Genomic DNA, 13,936 nt, shown 5'->3' with positions numbered 1-13,936 from the left:
ACCGGCATTTTCTACTTGCGGCCTGCAACCCACTGCGCGGCCACTTCCGCCACGCGCTTGCCGAATTGTTTGGCAGTCTCCAGATCGCCCGGCAGCATTTCGTCCGGCGAGGCATCGGACGGGGAGACTGACATCGCACCGCTGAAAGAACCGACGTAGTTCACATCGTTGCGCTGTGCGGCTTTGCTGTTGGACGGCATCAGGCCCGTGCCCGCCCAGATCATGCTGTGCTGCATGGCGAGCGTGAAGAGGTAATGCAAAGTGGAAAGTTTGTCACCGTTCATGGTGGCGGAGTTGGTGAAACCAGCCGCGATCTTGTTCTTCCATTTTTGCGAAAACCACTGTTTGGATGAAGCATCGGCGAACTTCTTGAACTGCCAGCTGACCATTCCCATATAGGTGGGCGAGCCCATGATGATGGCGTCGGCCGCATCCAGCGTTGCCCATTCGGCTTCGCTCAGATTGCCTTCGTTGCTGATTGCCATGAGTATCGCGTTCGCACCCGTTGCCACGGCTTGTGCCTGTCTTGCCGTATGTCCGTATCCGCTGTGATATACCACGACGACGCTCACCATATCTTGTTCCCGTAAAAGTTGATCCTGATTTCAAAGCGTATCACTTCGGTTGCGAATGGCAACCTCGCCGCGAAGTCGATTATTCCGCTTCGGCTTTGAGCGCCAGCGCACGTTGATACAGCTCGTTCTTGTTCGCCCCGGTGATCTTCACCGCCAGTTGTACCGCCTGTTTCAGAGGCAGTTCTTCCAGCAGCAAGACTAGCGTGCGCTCAATCCCGGCATCCAGACCCTCCGTTCGTTCCGGTGCGCCGGATATCAGCAGCACGAATTCTCCGCGCTGATTGTTCGGGTCACTGTTCAGCCAATCCATTGCCTCGCCAAGTCTGCAGCGGTGGATGCTTTCGAACAGCTTGGTGATCTCGCGTGCGAACACGATCTCCCGCTCAGCGCCGAACACCGCATGCAGGTCTTCCGTGCATTCCAGGATACGGTGCGGCGCTTCGTAGAACACCAGGGTGTAGGGATGTTCGGCCAACGCCTGCAGCACAGTCCGCCGTGCGGCGGATTTGTTCGGCAGGAATCCGTAGAACAGGAAATGCGGCGAACACAGGCCCGACGCTGAGAGTGCTGTGACAGCCGCACTGGCGCCGGGAACAGGAATGACGCGAAATCCTGCTTCACGTACGGCTTCGACCAGCACCGCACCGGGATCACTCACCGCCGGGGTGCCGGCGTCGGTCACCAGTGCAACGTTCTGGCCCTGCTGCAGCAAGGTGATGACCTTTTCTGCCGCCCCCCGTTCGTTGTGCTGGTGCAGTGCCAGCAGCCGTACATCGCTGATTCCGTGGTGCTGCAGCAAATGCCGCGTGTTGCGGGTATCTTCCGCCGCGATTGTGTCGGCGGCACCCAGTACCTCCAAGGCGCGCAGGGTAATGTCACTTAGATTTCCAATCGGTGTGGCGACTACATATAATGCGCATTCTAAATTTTGCTTGGGCTTGTTATGCAAACTGTCGCCTCTGTGTCTGGTTGGTTACGCGGGATTCTTGTCGCCGCACTATACGTGAGCGTTTTTGGCTGCGCCACTCCGGCGCCGACCGCCCCCAAGGCAGCTGCACCTGCGCCTGTCACGCAACCATCCGCTGTTCAGGCACCACCCGCCGCCCCCGTAACGGCCAACCCTTCTACACAACCACCCGTGGTTACGGAGGCGGTCCCCGCACCGGCTCCGCTGGTGTCGGCACCCTTGCCCGCAATTGGCACTGAACCGGCCGTCCCTCACATCGCGCTGTTGTTGCCATTGAATTCGCCCGTTTTTGCCAAGGCTGCCGATGCGGTACAACAAGGTTTCCTTGCTGCTGCCGGCAAGGAAGTGAACGGTTTACCCATTCACGTCTATCCTTGCAATGACGAAGGCACCGAGGTCGTCGCGCTCTATCATAAGGCACTGCGGGCTGGTGCCGTTGCCGTAGCCGGTCCGCTCACCCGCAACGGCGTCGCCGCACTGGCGGCGACAGGTCCGATTACAACACCGACTCTGGCGCTCAACCTGGTGGATGACACGCGTACCGACCAGCTTTATTTCTTCGGTCTCCCGCCTGAAACAGAGGCACGCCAAGCTGCGGAACGCGCCACGACGGCCGGATTGCTCAGCGCCACCGTCGTTTCCACGAATTCCCCGCTTTCCAAACGCCTGGCGCAGGCATTCTCCGACGAATGGCAGCGTGAGGGCGGCATCCTTCTAGCCGGGATCATATATGACGGCGATCCCACACCTTTGAAAGACCTGTCGCAGGAACCCGGCACTTCTGTATTCCTCGCCGCCGAACCTGACAAGGCCCGGTTGATACGTCCCTATATCAATTCCGCGATACCGGTCTATGCCACCTCGCAGGTTTTCTCGGGAAATACCAACACGCTGACCAACTATGACCTGGCCGATGTGCGTTTCTTTGATATGCCTTGGCTGCTGCAGCCCGACCATCCGGCTGTGATGATCTATCCGCACGTTGTCCCTCCCATGACGCCAGACATGGAGCGCCTGTATGCGCTGGGCATCGACTCCTATCGCTTGCTCCAGGTCATGTATCAACATAATCCGGCCAATGTTTTGCCGCTGGACGGTGTCACCGGCAAGATTTCACGAAATGGGCACGTGTTCCAGCGCGAGGGCATCCTTGCCGTCATGCGCCAGGGATTGGGAGTGCCTGTGGAAGGCAAATCGCGCCAATGAAACCCGGCGCTCAGGCCGAACAAGTTGCAGCGCAATTTCTGCAAAAGAACGGCCTGAGACTGATACAGCGCAATTTCCGCTGCCGTTTCGGGGAGATCGACCTGATCCTGCGCGATGGAGAAACCCTGATCTTCGCCGAGGTACGCCAGCGCAGTCGCGGCGATTTCGGCGGGGCCGCCGCCAGCATCGACGCGCATAAACAGCGACGCCTCATCCTCACCGCACAACATTACCTCGCTTCTTTGCCGCGCATCCCGCCCTGCCGTTTCGACGCTGTCCTGCTGGATGCCGCCGATAACGTCGAGTGGGTTAAAAACGCTTTCGAGGTTTAAGGTAAAATCGGCACCCTGTCATCCACTTATTTTCCAGACCATGACCCTGACTACTCGCATCGGCAAACATTTCGACGACAGCGCGCAACTTAAGCTGCAAAGCAAGAAAGTGCTCGCTCAACCCATAGCGGACGCGGCTCAGGCCATGGTCGCCTGCCTGATGAACGACGGCAAGATACTGGCTTGCGGCAACGGTGGTTCGGCTGCCGACTCGCAACACTTCGCCGCCGAGCTGGTCAACCGCTTTGAAGTCGAACGTCCCGGACTGGCCGCCATCGCATTGACCACTGACAGTTCGGTGCTCACCTCGATCGCCAACGATTACGATTACCTCCAGATCTTTTCCAAACAGGTTCGGGCGCTGGGTATGGACGGCGATGTGTTGCTTGCCATCTCCACCAGCGGCAATTCGCCCAATGTCATTGAAGCCATCCATGCTGCGCATGAGCGCAACATGCCGGTTGTCGCACTGACCGGTCGCGACGGGGGCAAGATGACTTCTATCCTGAAGTCGACAGATTTTCATATCTGCGTCCCCGCGAAAAGCACCGCGCGCATCCAGGAAGTCCATCTGCTCGTATTGCACTGCATTTGCGATGCCATCGATCACCTGATTCTGGGAGGAGAATGATGCGTTATGCGTTTGTTATTTTGGCCTCGGCATTGGCCTTGTTACAGGGATGTGTCGCGCCGGTCGTTGCCGCCGGAGTCGGCGCCGGTATCTCCGTGACCGCTACGGATCGCCGTACCCAGGGCACGATGGTCGAAGACGACACCATCGAAAGCAAGGCGCATAAACGCATCAATGAAAAGTACAAAGACACCGCGCAAGTGAACGTCACTGCCTACAACCGTTTTGCGCTTATCACGGGGACGGCGGCAACCGAAGAAGCCAAGATGGATATTGAACGCATCGTCGGCAGCATTCCCAACGTCAAGGGCATCGCCAACGAACTGGTCGTGGCCAACCTTTCCACCACCAGCAGTACCTCCAGTAGCGATTCCCGCATCACCAGCAACGTCAGGATTCGTTTTGTCAAAAGCGCCGCTCTCAAGGCAGACCAGATCAAGGTCGTCACCGATAATAGCGTGGTGTATTTGATGGGCTTGGTCACCCGTGCCGAGGCTGATGCCGCTTCCGATATCGCCAGTACCACTTCAGGTGTGCAGAAGGTGGTACGCGTTTTTGAATACATAGACTAGTGAACTACCCGACTCCCAGTTTCGAGAACAAAATCTGCGCGGCTGACCAGTTGGCAGCGCGAGTCGCCACCTTGCCGCGGCCGCTGGTATTCACCAACGGTTGTTTCGACGTGCTGCATCGGGGCCATGTCACCTATCTGGCCCAGGCCCGTGCACTAGGCTTTTCGCTCATCGTCGGCGTGAACAGCGATGCTTCGGTAAAACGCCAGGGCAAAGGCGACGATCGCCCGATCAATTCCGAACTGGACCGCATGGCCGTGCTGGCCGCGCTCGAATCGGTGAGCCTGGTAGTAAAGTTCGAAGAGGACACGCCACTCAATCTTATCCTTGCCTGCAAACCCGATGTGCTGGTGAAGGGGGGCGACTGGAAGCCGGAGAACATCGTCGGCAGCAAAGAAGTGAAGATCTGGGGCGGCACAGTACACAGCATCCCCTTCCTGCATGAACGCTCCACCACCGCATTACTTAAAAAGATACGCTCACTATGACCCCAACCGAAATCACCCTGCATCAACAATCCAGAATGCTGGAAATCGCCTTCGACGACGGCGCCCGCTTCAAGCTGCCTTTCGAGTTCCTGCGCGTGTATTCGCCTTCCGCCGAGGTGCGCGGCCACGGTCCGGGACAGGAGACGCTGCAAGTCGGCAAACGCAACGTGATGATCACCGAGGTCGAGCCTGCTGGCAGTTATGCCGTCAAACTGACGTTCGACGATGGCCACGACACGGGACTCTATACCTGGGAATACCTGCACGAGCTGGGCAAATATCACGATGCCATGTGGCACGATTACCTGACCAAGCTGGAAGCTGCTGGTGAGAGCCGCGACGCAAAATAATCAACGGTAAATTTGTTTCGCGGGATGAAACGCAAGGAGCCGCGCAACGAAGAACGATACATACCTTGCAGGTAGGCGAGAACTGAATGACAACAAAGTTGCGGTGTAGACTTACCTTCAGGTTAGTCGAAACCAACACGCGACACAGCGGTTCGCCCGCCAAACGAATTTAAGGAGCATCATCATGGCAAACACCCATTTCGGTTTCCAGACCGTAGACGAGAAAGAAAAGGCCAAGAAGGTTGCGGGCGTCTTCACTTCCGTCGCCAGCAAATACGACATCATGAACGACCTCATGTCGGTCGGCCTGCACCGCATCTGGAAGCCCTTTGCAGTGGGCCTGGCGAACGTGCACAAAGGCCAGCGCGTGCTGGACGTGGCGGGCGGCTCCGGCGACATGTCGAAATTGTTCCTGAAGAAAGTCGGCAGCCGCGGCCAGGTAGTACTCACCGACATCAACAACGCCATGCTGCGTGTGGGCCGCGACCGCCTGCTGGACGAAGCCATCGCCACGCCCACCGCGCAATGCGATGCCGAACACCTTCCCTTCCCCGACAACTATTTCGACTGCGTCAGCATCGCCTTCGGCCTGCGCAACGTGACACACAAGGACGCCGCCTTGCGCGAGATGCACCGCGTGCTCAAGCCCGGCGGCCGCGTCATCGTGCTGGAATTCTCCAAGGTCGCCAAGCCGCTGGAGAAAGTCTACGACCTTTACTCATTCAAACTTCTACCCAAGATGGGCGAGCTCATCGCCAACGATGCCGACAGCTATCGCTACCTGGCCGAATCCATCCGCATGCATCCGGGACAGGAAGAGCTGAAACAAATGATGGTAGATGCGGGGCTGGAGCGGGTTGAGTATTTCAATATGACGGGCGGGGTGGTGGCGGTGCATCGAGGGTATAAACTGTAATATCCCTATCCCACCGCAATGATATCTTCCTGCTTATATTGCGGTGCGGAATCTAATACTGTTGAACACGTGCCTCCACGAAGTTTCTTAGAAAAACCATTCCCTAACAATTTAGTTACTGTTGACGCTTGCTTATCTTGTAATCAAGGGTTTTCAAAAGACGAAGAGTACGCCATTGCTCTACTTGCTCAAATTGGGACATCTGAATATCTGCAAGCCAAAATTGAACCTAATGGCGTAGTTGACAGAGCATTTTCCAGATCACCAGGGTTTGAGCAACGATTCATTGATCGACTTAAAACAGATGAAAATGGGCGCGTGTATATTGAGCCGGAATTGGACCGCTTAGAAAGGATATTGATTAAAATTGTTTGCGGCCTATTTTGGCTTCAATACAAAAGGGTCGCTAGACCAGCTGTGCTAGGTCCAATAGGTTTCTGGCCATTCAATATTGAAGATAGCCGCCCTGTTAAAGCATTTCTCCCCGCATTCACTGAACGATTCACATTAAAACGTTGGACAATTGTTCAAGATGCTGTTTTTGAGTATATGTTTGCAAAACTGGTCAACGGTCAACTTTGTTGCATTATTAATTGGCATAGAACTCTTTGGATAACTTGTATTGTTCCTAGCCCTTTATCTTGCCCTTCGCATACAGGGCAACAAGAAATCAATCTTACGGATGCCAAATAGCCTCGTAGGTCGTGTTAGGCCGCAGGCCGTAACCCGACATCGCGGCGTTCCGGAAACGTCGGGCTACGCTGTGCTAACCCGACCTACCTTCTACAAACCCGCCCTTGCATCTTCCTTGAACTTCGACGATGATATGCATCACATTTGTAATGCACGAGGTGTCCCATGAAAACCGCCACTATGCCCGCCCTGCGCGTTCAGCCCGAATTGAGAGAAGCCGCGGAAGAGATTTTGCGTCCTGGCGAGACGCTCTCTGCTTTCGTCGAGGACTCATTGCGCCGCAATGTTGCGCTGCGCCGTAATCAGCAGGAATTCATTGCGCGGGGCCTTGCTTCGCTGAATGCAGCACAGGAGAGCGGAGAGTATGTCTCTGCAAAGAAGGTGCTGAATCAACTCAGTGCGAAATTGGAAAAAGCCCGTAACAAGAAATCTGCAAAATGAGTTATCGCATCCGCTTCACGCTTGAGGCTGAAGATGATTTGATGAGTTTGTTTGATTTTTTGCTGGAACAGGATGTTGGCACTGCCGCAAAGGCTGAGACAGCCATTTACAAAGCGATTGAGTTCCTCGAGTTCTTTCCCTTCTCATGCCGGAAGGCAGACAGTGAAGGAAGTAATTCACTTCTACGTGAGTTGTTGATTCCTTTTGGCAGTACAGGTTATGTCGCGCTGTTCAAGATAGAAAACAATGAGACGGTAACTATCATTGCCGTACGTCATCAACGCGAAGACGATTACCACTAGCTATTTTTTGTTTTATTTATTGGAGTTTTGTAATGACCGCTTTGCCCAAATGCCCCAAATGCAGTTCCGAGTACACTTATGAAGACGGCAGCAACTACGTCTGCCCCGAATGCGCCCATGAGTGGCCGAAGGATGCGCCCGCCGCGGCTGGCGAACAGGCAAAAGTATTCAAGGACGCCTTCGGCAATGTGCTGGTCGACGGCGATTCGGTCACGGTGATCAAGGATCTGAAGGTCAAGGGTTCGTCTTCGGTGGTGAAGGTCGGCACCAAGGTAAAGAACATCCGCCTGGTGGAGGGCGACCATGACATCGACTGCAAAATCGACGGCATCGGTGCAATGCAGTTGAAGACGGAATTCGTGAAGAAGGCTTAAACGTCTTGCCGTGCGTTCACCCTTCGACAGGCTCAGGGCGAACGGCATTTTTGTTTCGTTGATGGAGTTTCAAAATGGGTGGCTGGGGTTGTCCGCATGAGGTTGAAGGCAAGTGCCAGAAGGTGCTGAATAAGCCCTGCGACATAGGCATGAAGGGTTGCGTGCTGGCAGGTCGTTTTCGTTTTGCCGACCCCAGCAAGAACCGCCCCAAAAAAGCGCCGCCCAATCAGGCTCCCGAGAAGCCTTCTGCAGGTGATGACCAGCAATAGCTCCCTTGATTTGGTTTACCAGGATGATTGCTTACTGGTGGTGAACAAGCCCGCCGGTTTGCTGGCTGTGCCAGGACGCGGTGTGGACAAGCAGGATTGTCTTTCCTCCAGGCTCCAGCAGGTCTTTCCCGACGCTTTGATTGTGCACAGGCTGGATATGTCGACGTCCGGGTTGATGTTGTTTGCGCGCGGAGCCGAGATGCAGCGCAGGCTGTCGCACATGTTTCACGAGCGTGAGGTGAAGAAGCGCTATGTGGCTATCGTCTCAGGCAAGCTGGAACCGGAAACGGGCGAGGTGAACCTGCCCATCGTCGCAGATTGGCCGAACCGCCCCTTGCGCAAGATCGATGCTGAACTGGGCAAGCCCTCACTAACCCGCTACCGCGCTGTGCGTGCCGAAGCCCGCGGAATTTCCGAACATTCGCCCTTCGACGGGCTTAGGGCGAACGGTTTTTTTGAGACCACCCGAGTTGAACTGGAACCCGTGACCGGCCGCACTCATCAGTTGCGTTTGCACATGTCCGCAATCGGCCATCCTATCCTTGGCGATGCGCTCTACGGTGATGATGCCGCCGCACCACGCTTGATGTTGCACGCTACCGAGCTGGATTTGTTGCATCCGCTTACCGGTTCGCCCTTGCATTTTGTCAGCTCACCCCCATTTTGAGTGGGAGGCATAAGGGCTGCTTAATTTTGTCTGATTTATAATTGACTGAGACTTTTCACTTTCTTGGACTTCAACATGGCGTTGCCAAAAAGTTTTTTGACTGCAATTCTTGCTTTTATCGTTGTCGTATCGGCTATTTTTGCCGCGTACACATGGGCCGCTTTGCACTGGAGCTATTCGGAAGGCGAGCGTGCCGGGTTTATGCAAAAGCTGTCGAAAAAGGGCTGGATCTGCAAGAGTTGGGAAGGCGAACTATCTTTGGTTGCTTTGCCGGGGGCTGCGCCCGAGAAATTTCTGTTCTCTGTGCGCGATGATGAAGTGGCCGCCAAAATTAACCAGCAAGTGGGACAGCGCGTCGCGCTGACTTACGAACAGCACATCGGCTTGCCCACGACATGTTTTGGCGACACCGAGTATTTTGTCACTGCCGTGAAGCTCGTATCTCTATGATAATATTAATGTAATCAATTATCTTTAGCATCTCCGGCCGGTGCTATACTCCGCGCCGCTTTGAATTTGTCCACTCATGAGGAATCACATGAAACGTTTTGTACTCCTGTTGACCATTGTTCTGACCAGTATTTCTTTGCTCGCCACCAGCGCTGAAGCCAAGCGCTTCGGCGGCGGCGGCAGCTTCGGAAAACAGCGCACCATGAGCGCTCCCGCGCAGAATGCACCTTCAGCAGCTCCCGCCGCAATTCCTTCGCAACCCGGCGTTGCGCCTCAGCCAGCCGGCAACAGATGGCTAGGCCCTCTGGCGGGCTTGGCGATCGGCGCCGGTCTGGGCGCGATGTTCGCCGGTGGCGGCATGGGTGGGGGCATGGGCTCTATCCTGATAATCATCATGGCCGGTGTTGCCGTGATGTTCCTGGTCTCGTTGTTCCGTCGCAAGCAGGAACCCGCGATGCAATATGCCGGAACCAGCGCACCTTATGGCGGCGCGCAGGATCCAGTCCTGCAGCCTTATAGTGGTAGCGTCGTAACACCGGTTGCTGCAGCCAATATTCCGGCCGACTTCCCCGTTGAGAGTTTCCTGCGCAGCGCCAAGACTTCATTTATCCGCCTGCAGGCCGCCAATGACCGCAAGGACCTGGACGATATTCGCGAATACACGACGCCGGAGATGTTTGCCGAGGTATCGATGCAGTTGCAGGAACGCGGTGATGCTCCGCAGAAAACCGATGTGGTTACCCTGAACGCAGATCTGCTTGAGGTCGTCACTGAGAACGACCACGCGATCGCCAGTGTGCGCATGAGCGGCCAGTTGCGCGAGAACAACGGAGTGCCGGAAAGCGTCGACGAGATCTGGCATGTACAGAAGAACCTGAAGGACAGCAAGGCGGTCTGGCTGTTGGCCGGAATACAGCAGGTTTGATTCCAAAGTAAAGTAAACTAGAGGGCATGGCGGCATCCGCTGTGCCCTTTTTTTTTTGAACTCTTGGTAAATGCGATTTTTCCGCTTACTCACGATCATTTTCGTCGTTCTCCGATTCGGCCTGGACGAGTTCCTGCTGGCTCATGACCGTACGAGCTGGCTGCTCCGCCCGCTCAACGTACTCTTGTTCTTTCGCAACACATCGCGACCGCGCGCCGTGCGTTTACGTCTGGCGCTGGAGGCATTGGGCCCCATCTTCGTCAAATTCGGCCAGCTGCTTTCCACGCGCCGCGATCTGATCCCCACCGATATCGCCGATGAACTGGCCAAGCTGCAAGACCGGGTTCCGCCTTTCCCTTCGGATCAGGCTGTGGCTTTGCTCGAACAGGCCTACGGCAAACGACTGAGTGAAGTTTTTGCCGAATTCGATGAGACGCCCGAGGCCAGCGCTTCTGTTGCGCAAGTGCATTTCGCCATGTTGCCAGATGGGCGCGAGGTGGCGGTCAAGATCTTGCGCCCCGGCATTTTGGACGTCATCGAACATGACATCGCCCTGCTGCAGATCTGCGCCGGGCTGATCGAACGCTGGTCGGAAGATGGCAGGCGACTGAAGCCGAAGCTGGTCGTTGTCGAGTTCGACAAGTACCTGCATGACGAACTCGACATGATGCGCGAGTCGGCCAATGCCAGCCAGTTGCGCCGCAATTTTGCCGACGCAAAATTGCTGCTCGTGCCAGAAGTGCATTGGGATTGGTGTTCCGCCCAGGTGATGGTGATGGAGCGCATGCACGGCATCCCGATCAGCCAGATCGGTGCGTTGCGCGAAGCGGGGATCGATCTGTCCACTCTGGCTGCCAACGGTGTGGAGATTTTCTATACGCAGGTGTTCCGTGACGGCTTTTTCCATGCCGACATGCATCCCGGCAACATCCTAGTTGCGCACGATGGCCGTTATGTGGCGCTGGATTTTGGCATCATGGGCACGCTGACAGTCACCGACAAGAATTACCTTGCACAGAATTTCATCGCGTTCTTCAATCGCGATTACAAGCGTGTCGCCGAATTGCATATCGAATCGGGCTGGGCTCCGGCCGAGACGCGCGTGGACGAATTCGAGGCCGCCATCCGCTCGGTATGCGAACCCATCTTCGACAAGCCATTGCGCGAGGTTTCGTTCGGAAAGATCCTGTTGCGGTTGTTCCAGACCTCGCGCCGTTTCGGTATCGAGATACAGCCGCAACTGGTATTGCTGCAAAAGACCCTGCTCAATATCGAAGGCCTGGGCTTGCAACTCGATCCCGAACTCGATCTGTGGAAGACTGCGAAACCCTGGCTGGAACGCTGGATGAGCGAACAAGTCGGCTGGCGCGGCTTCATCAAGGCCTTGCGCGCTGAAGCACCGCGCTATGCAACCTTGCTGCCCCAACTGCCACGCCTGCTGCATCAGCGCCTGAACCAGGACCTTGCTGCCCAGACAACACCGCTGCTGCGGGAGATGCTGCTACAACAAAAAAAACGCAATGCCCGGTTATCGGCCATTGCGCTTTTGCTGGGTGCCTCCTTGCTTTTCGCTGTTTACACCTGGTTCGCCTAGACGAATCCGCTTTCCATCAGTTCTGCCGCCAGCATTTTGTAGTCTGCCGCGCCCGGGCTTTGCGGCGCGTAGGCAAACACATCCAGCCCGTGCATCGGGCTGGTTGCCAGTGCCACCGTTTCACCGATGCGGGTTTTGCACACCAGACCACCGTAGCGCTGTTTGAGTTTGTCGTAAATGTCATAGGACAGTTTGCGGCGGGAATCGAAGCGCGTTACGACGATGCGGCGCTCGAAAGTGCGTTGCAGTTTCTTTTCCAGCACATTGAGTGCCGAATCCAGCCGATGCACCCCGTGTTCCGAAAGAAAATCCGCCGATACGGGAATCAACACCTTGTCTGCCGCCAGCAGGGCATTCAAGGTGAGTACGCCCAGCATCGGGCAACAGTCGATAATGATCGGCGCACCGGTCAAGGCTAGCTCCTCCGCCAAGCCCTGTTTCAGCATCTTTGCGGCTTGTGGGTCGCTGCCGTATAGCGCGTCGATCTTGGATAACTCCAGTGTGGCCGGGATGAGCTGCCAGCCAGCCGGAGTATCGTGCAGCAAGTTTGCAAGCGGGGCCTTGTCTTTGAAGAAGGCCGCCATGCTTCTGGACTGGACTGTGCCGTTCTTCAGACCGGACGAAAGGCTCAGGTGCCCTTGCGGGTCCATGTCCAGCGCGATGGGATGCCGTTGCGCTATCGAAAGCGCCGCAGAAAGATTCAGGCAGGTGGTGGTTTTACCCACTCCGCCCTTTTGGTTGAATACGGCGACGACCGCCATGTTCTCTCCTAGATGAAACAACAACCCACTCCACAAAACCTCCAAAAAATGGGAGTCAAGCGGCTGGGATTGGAAAACAGGACGGATACATTTGCGGGGTTTGTGGCTTCGGCCACCCCTTCGGGGTTTAACATGCTCCGCACGTTAGCCTTCGCCGCAAGTCCCGCGCAAAGCCGGTCACTCTACAGTGACCGATTTTGCAAGATTGCGTGGCTTGTCCACATCCGTTCCCTTTTGCAATGCTACGTAATATGCCAACAGTTGCAGGGGGATGGTATGCAGAATAGGGCTGAGAAAACCCGCGTGTTCGGGCATTTGCAGGATGTGCACGCCTTCGGCTTGCTTGATATGGGTGTTCGCGTCGGCGAAGACATATAGCTCGCCGCCGCGCGCACGGACTTCCTGCAGGTTGGATTTCAATTTTTCCAGCAGGAGATCGTTGGGGGCAACCGAAACGACCGGCATATCCTTGTCCACCAGTGCCAGCGGGCCGTGCTTTAATTCTCCTGCCGGGTAGGCCTCTGCATGGATGTATGAAATTTCCTTGAGCTTGAGCGCACCTTCCAGGGCGATCGGATAATGCATGCCGCGGCCGAGGAACAGTGCATGCTGTTTATCCACGAAGTTTTTGGACAGTTCCGCGATCTGCGGTTCCAGCGCCAATACCTTTTGAACCGCGCTCGGCAAGTGACGCAATTCCTGCAGGAACTGCTGTTCACCCTCCGGAGTGATGCGTCCGCGCAATTTGGCCAATACCAGAGTCAGCAGGAATAATGAGGCAAGCTGGGTGGTGAATGCCTTGGTTGACGCAACGCCGATTTCGGGACCCGCACGTGTCAGGAAGCGCAATTTCGATTGACGGATGATGGCGCTTTCCGGTACGTTGCAGATCGCCAGCGTGAAGAGATGACCCGTCACCTTGGCATGATTCAGCGCGGCCAGAGTATCGGCCGTTTCCCCGGACTGCGAGATGGTCACGACCAGGGTCTTGGGATTGGTCACGCTGACGCGGTAACGATATTCGCTGGCAATCTCTACCGTACACTGGATACCGGCGATCTCTTCCAGCCAGTAACGTGCCACCATGCCCGCATGGTGGCTGGTGCCGCAAGCGAGGATGAGAATGCTGTCGACCTGTGGGAATATGGTTGTCGCTTCTGCCCCGAAGATGCCGGGCACCATCGATTGGCTGTTGCATACCGATTCCAGCGTATCTGCCAGTGCCTGCGGTTGCTCGTGGATCTCTTTTTGCATGTAGTGCTGGTAATCGCCCAGTTCCACGCTATCGTTATTGAGTTGGCTCACGTTCACCGGGCGTTGCACAGCATTTCCTTGCGCATCGAAGATGCGGTAGTTGGCGAGATTGATCTCGACCACGTCTCCTTCTTCCAGGTACACCACATTTTTTGTGACCTGCAGCAAT

The 13,936-nt window shown here is 55.9% G+C and carries 20 protein-coding genes; 16 read left to right on the top strand and 4 right to left on the bottom strand.

Annotated elements, in window-relative coordinates; all coding sequences use genetic code 11:
• Nucleotides 1-11: 11 nt before the first annotated feature.
• Both QOY30_RS00100 and rsmI read right to left on the bottom strand, forming a co-directional pair.
• Nucleotides 12-575 carry a flavodoxin family protein gene (locus QOY30_RS00100; protein WP_283742610.1) on the bottom strand — a complete coding sequence of 188 codons (564 nt, stop codon included), beginning with the start codon at nt 573-575 and terminating at the stop codon, nt 12-14.
• Between the two features lie 79 nt (nt 576-654).
• Entirely contained in the window at nt 655-1,524 is an 870-nt protein-coding gene (gene rsmI / locus QOY30_RS00095; RefSeq protein ID WP_283742609.1) for a 16S rRNA (cytidine(1402)-2'-O)-methyltransferase, read from the bottom strand.
• Between the two features lie 12 nt (nt 1,525-1,536).
• Between rsmI and QOY30_RS00090 the strand changes: the two genes are divergently transcribed.
• The 16 genes from QOY30_RS00090 (at nt 1,537) to ubiB (ending at nt 11,752) form a co-directional block, all read left to right on the top strand.
• On the top strand, nt 1,537-2,748 hold the full coding sequence (locus tag QOY30_RS00090; protein WP_283742608.1) for a penicillin-binding protein activator: 1,212 nt from the start codon (nt 1,537-1,539) through the stop codon (nt 2,746-2,748).
• On the top strand, nt 2,745-3,080 hold the full coding sequence (locus tag QOY30_RS00085; protein ID WP_283742607.1) for a YraN family protein: 336 nt from the start codon (nt 2,745-2,747) through the stop codon (nt 3,078-3,080). The genes QOY30_RS00090 and QOY30_RS00085 overlap by 4 nt, the downstream gene beginning before the upstream one ends.
• A gap of 40 nt (nt 3,081-3,120) precedes the next feature.
• A complete protein-coding gene (locus QOY30_RS00080) occupies nt 3,121-3,711 on the top strand; it encodes a phosphoheptose isomerase (protein ID WP_283742606.1) in 591 nt (196 codons plus the stop codon).
• On the top strand, nt 3,708-4,283 hold the full coding sequence (locus QOY30_RS00075; protein ID WP_283742605.1) for a BON domain-containing protein: 576 nt from the start codon (nt 3,708-3,710) through the stop codon (nt 4,281-4,283). The genes QOY30_RS00080 and QOY30_RS00075 overlap by 4 nt, the downstream gene beginning before the upstream one ends.
• Nucleotides 4,283-4,771: a D-glycero-beta-D-manno-heptose 1-phosphate adenylyltransferase gene (rfaE2, locus tag QOY30_RS00070; RefSeq protein WP_283742604.1), complete on the top strand. Its 489-nt coding sequence runs from the start codon at nt 4,283-4,285 to the stop codon at nt 4,769-4,771. Before QOY30_RS00075 ends, rfaE2 begins: the two co-directional genes overlap by 1 nt.
• A complete protein-coding gene (locus tag QOY30_RS00065) occupies nt 4,768-5,121 on the top strand; it encodes a gamma-butyrobetaine hydroxylase family protein (RefSeq protein WP_283742603.1) in 354 nt (117 codons plus the stop codon). Before rfaE2 ends, QOY30_RS00065 begins: the two co-directional genes overlap by 4 nt.
• A 184-nt stretch (nt 5,122-5,305) precedes the next feature.
• On the top strand, nt 5,306-6,037 hold the full coding sequence (gene ubiE / locus QOY30_RS00060) for a bifunctional demethylmenaquinone methyltransferase/2-methoxy-6-polyprenyl-1,4-benzoquinol methylase UbiE (RefSeq protein WP_283742602.1): 732 nt from the start codon (nt 5,306-5,308) through the stop codon (nt 6,035-6,037).
• 18 nt (nt 6,038-6,055) lie between these two features.
• Entirely contained in the window at nt 6,056-6,730 is a 675-nt protein-coding gene (locus QOY30_RS00055; protein ID WP_283742601.1) for a hypothetical protein, read from the top strand.
• 165 nt (nt 6,731-6,895) lie between these two features.
• On the top strand, nt 6,896-7,171 hold the full coding sequence (locus QOY30_RS00050) for a YlcI/YnfO family protein (RefSeq protein WP_283742600.1): 276 nt from the start codon (nt 6,896-6,898) through the stop codon (nt 7,169-7,171).
• Nucleotides 7,168-7,473, top strand: a complete 306-nt coding sequence (locus QOY30_RS00045; protein ID WP_283742599.1) for a type II toxin-antitoxin system RelE/ParE family toxin — start codon at nt 7,168-7,170, stop codon at nt 7,471-7,473. Before QOY30_RS00050 ends, QOY30_RS00045 begins: the two co-directional genes overlap by 4 nt.
• 32 nt (nt 7,474-7,505) lie before the next feature.
• Nucleotides 7,506-7,847: a zinc ribbon domain-containing protein YjdM gene (locus QOY30_RS00040; RefSeq protein WP_283742598.1), complete on the top strand. Its 342-nt coding sequence runs from the start codon at nt 7,506-7,508 to the stop codon at nt 7,845-7,847.
• A gap of 74 nt (nt 7,848-7,921) precedes the next feature.
• Nucleotides 7,922-8,116, top strand: a complete 195-nt coding sequence (locus QOY30_RS00035) for a hypothetical protein (RefSeq protein WP_283742597.1) — start codon at nt 7,922-7,924, stop codon at nt 8,114-8,116.
• On the top strand, nt 8,103-8,783 hold the full coding sequence (locus QOY30_RS00030) for an RluA family pseudouridine synthase (protein WP_283742596.1): 681 nt from the start codon (nt 8,103-8,105) through the stop codon (nt 8,781-8,783). Before QOY30_RS00035 ends, QOY30_RS00030 begins: the two co-directional genes overlap by 14 nt.
• 63 nt (nt 8,784-8,846) lie before the next feature.
• Nucleotides 8,847-9,233: a DUF8785 domain-containing protein gene (locus QOY30_RS00025; protein ID WP_502958673.1), complete on the top strand. Its 387-nt coding sequence runs from the start codon at nt 8,847-8,849 to the stop codon at nt 9,231-9,233.
• A gap of 88 nt (nt 9,234-9,321) precedes the next feature.
• Nucleotides 9,322-10,158 (top strand): Tim44 domain-containing protein, encoded by an 837-nt coding sequence (locus QOY30_RS00020; protein ID WP_283742595.1) that lies wholly within the window; start codon nt 9,322-9,324, stop codon nt 10,156-10,158.
• A 70-nt stretch (nt 10,159-10,228) separates the two neighbouring features.
• Nucleotides 10,229-11,752 carry a ubiquinone biosynthesis regulatory protein kinase UbiB gene (ubiB, locus tag QOY30_RS00015; protein WP_283742594.1) on the top strand — a complete coding sequence of 508 codons (1,524 nt, stop codon included), beginning with the start codon at nt 10,229-10,231 and terminating at the stop codon, nt 11,750-11,752.
• Here ubiB and QOY30_RS00010 read toward each other — a convergent pair.
• Together QOY30_RS00010 and glmS are read right to left on the bottom strand one after the other, a co-directional pair.
• A complete protein-coding gene (locus QOY30_RS00010) occupies nt 11,749-12,513 on the bottom strand; it encodes a ParA family protein (RefSeq protein WP_283742593.1) in 765 nt (254 codons plus the stop codon). The two genes, ubiB and QOY30_RS00010, sit on opposite strands and share 4 nt — an antisense overlap.
• Nucleotides 12,514-12,690: 177 nt before the next feature.
• On the bottom strand, nt 12,691-13,936 hold a 1,246-nt coding region (gene glmS, locus QOY30_RS00005), incomplete at its 5' end, for a glutamine--fructose-6-phosphate transaminase (isomerizing) (protein ID WP_283742592.1).

Source organism: Sideroxydans sp. CL21, from assembly GCF_902459525.1.
GTDB lineage: Bacteria > Pseudomonadota > Gammaproteobacteria > Burkholderiales > Gallionellaceae > Sideroxyarcus.
This window is presented reverse-complemented; position numbering and strand designations above follow the sequence as displayed.

Excerpts from the sequence above, each read along its gene's own strand:
- QOY30_RS00035 (WP_283742597.1), top strand. The coding sequence starts at position 7,922 with ATGGGTGGCTGGGGTTGTCCGCATGAGGTTGAAGGCAAGTGCCAGAAG.
- ubiB (WP_283742594.1), top strand. The coding sequence starts at position 10,229 with ATGCGATTTTTCCGCTTACTCACGATCATTTTCGTCGTTCTCCGATTC.
- QOY30_RS00020 (WP_283742595.1), top strand. The coding sequence starts at position 9,322 with ATGAAACGTTTTGTACTCCTGTTGACCATTGTTCTGACCAGTATTTCT.
- QOY30_RS00075 (WP_283742605.1), top strand. The coding sequence starts at position 3,708 with ATGATGCGTTATGCGTTTGTTATTTTGGCCTCGGCATTGGCCTTGTTA.
- QOY30_RS00085 (WP_283742607.1), top strand. The coding sequence starts at position 2,745 with ATGAAACCCGGCGCTCAGGCCGAACAAGTTGCAGCGCAATTTCTGCAA.
- QOY30_RS00040 (WP_283742598.1), top strand. The coding sequence starts at position 7,506 with ATGACCGCTTTGCCCAAATGCCCCAAATGCAGTTCCGAGTACACTTAT.
- QOY30_RS00030 (WP_283742596.1), top strand. The coding sequence starts at position 8,103 with ATGACCAGCAATAGCTCCCTTGATTTGGTTTACCAGGATGATTGCTTA.
- QOY30_RS00100 (WP_283742610.1), bottom strand. The coding sequence starts at position 575 with ATGGTGAGCGTCGTCGTGGTATATCACAGCGGATACGGACATACGGCA.
- QOY30_RS00055 (WP_283742601.1), top strand. The coding sequence starts at position 6,056 with ATGATATCTTCCTGCTTATATTGCGGTGCGGAATCTAATACTGTTGAA.
- QOY30_RS00050 (WP_283742600.1), top strand. The coding sequence starts at position 6,896 with ATGAAAACCGCCACTATGCCCGCCCTGCGCGTTCAGCCCGAATTGAGA.
- QOY30_RS00065 (WP_283742603.1), top strand. The coding sequence starts at position 4,768 with ATGACCCCAACCGAAATCACCCTGCATCAACAATCCAGAATGCTGGAA.
- QOY30_RS00010 (WP_283742593.1), bottom strand. The coding sequence starts at position 12,513 with ATGGCGGTCGTCGCCGTATTCAACCAAAAGGGCGGAGTGGGTAAAACC.
- QOY30_RS00080 (WP_283742606.1), top strand. The coding sequence starts at position 3,121 with ATGACCCTGACTACTCGCATCGGCAAACATTTCGACGACAGCGCGCAA.
- ubiE (WP_283742602.1), top strand. The coding sequence starts at position 5,306 with ATGGCAAACACCCATTTCGGTTTCCAGACCGTAGACGAGAAAGAAAAG.
- QOY30_RS00045 (WP_283742599.1), top strand. The coding sequence starts at position 7,168 with ATGAGTTATCGCATCCGCTTCACGCTTGAGGCTGAAGATGATTTGATG.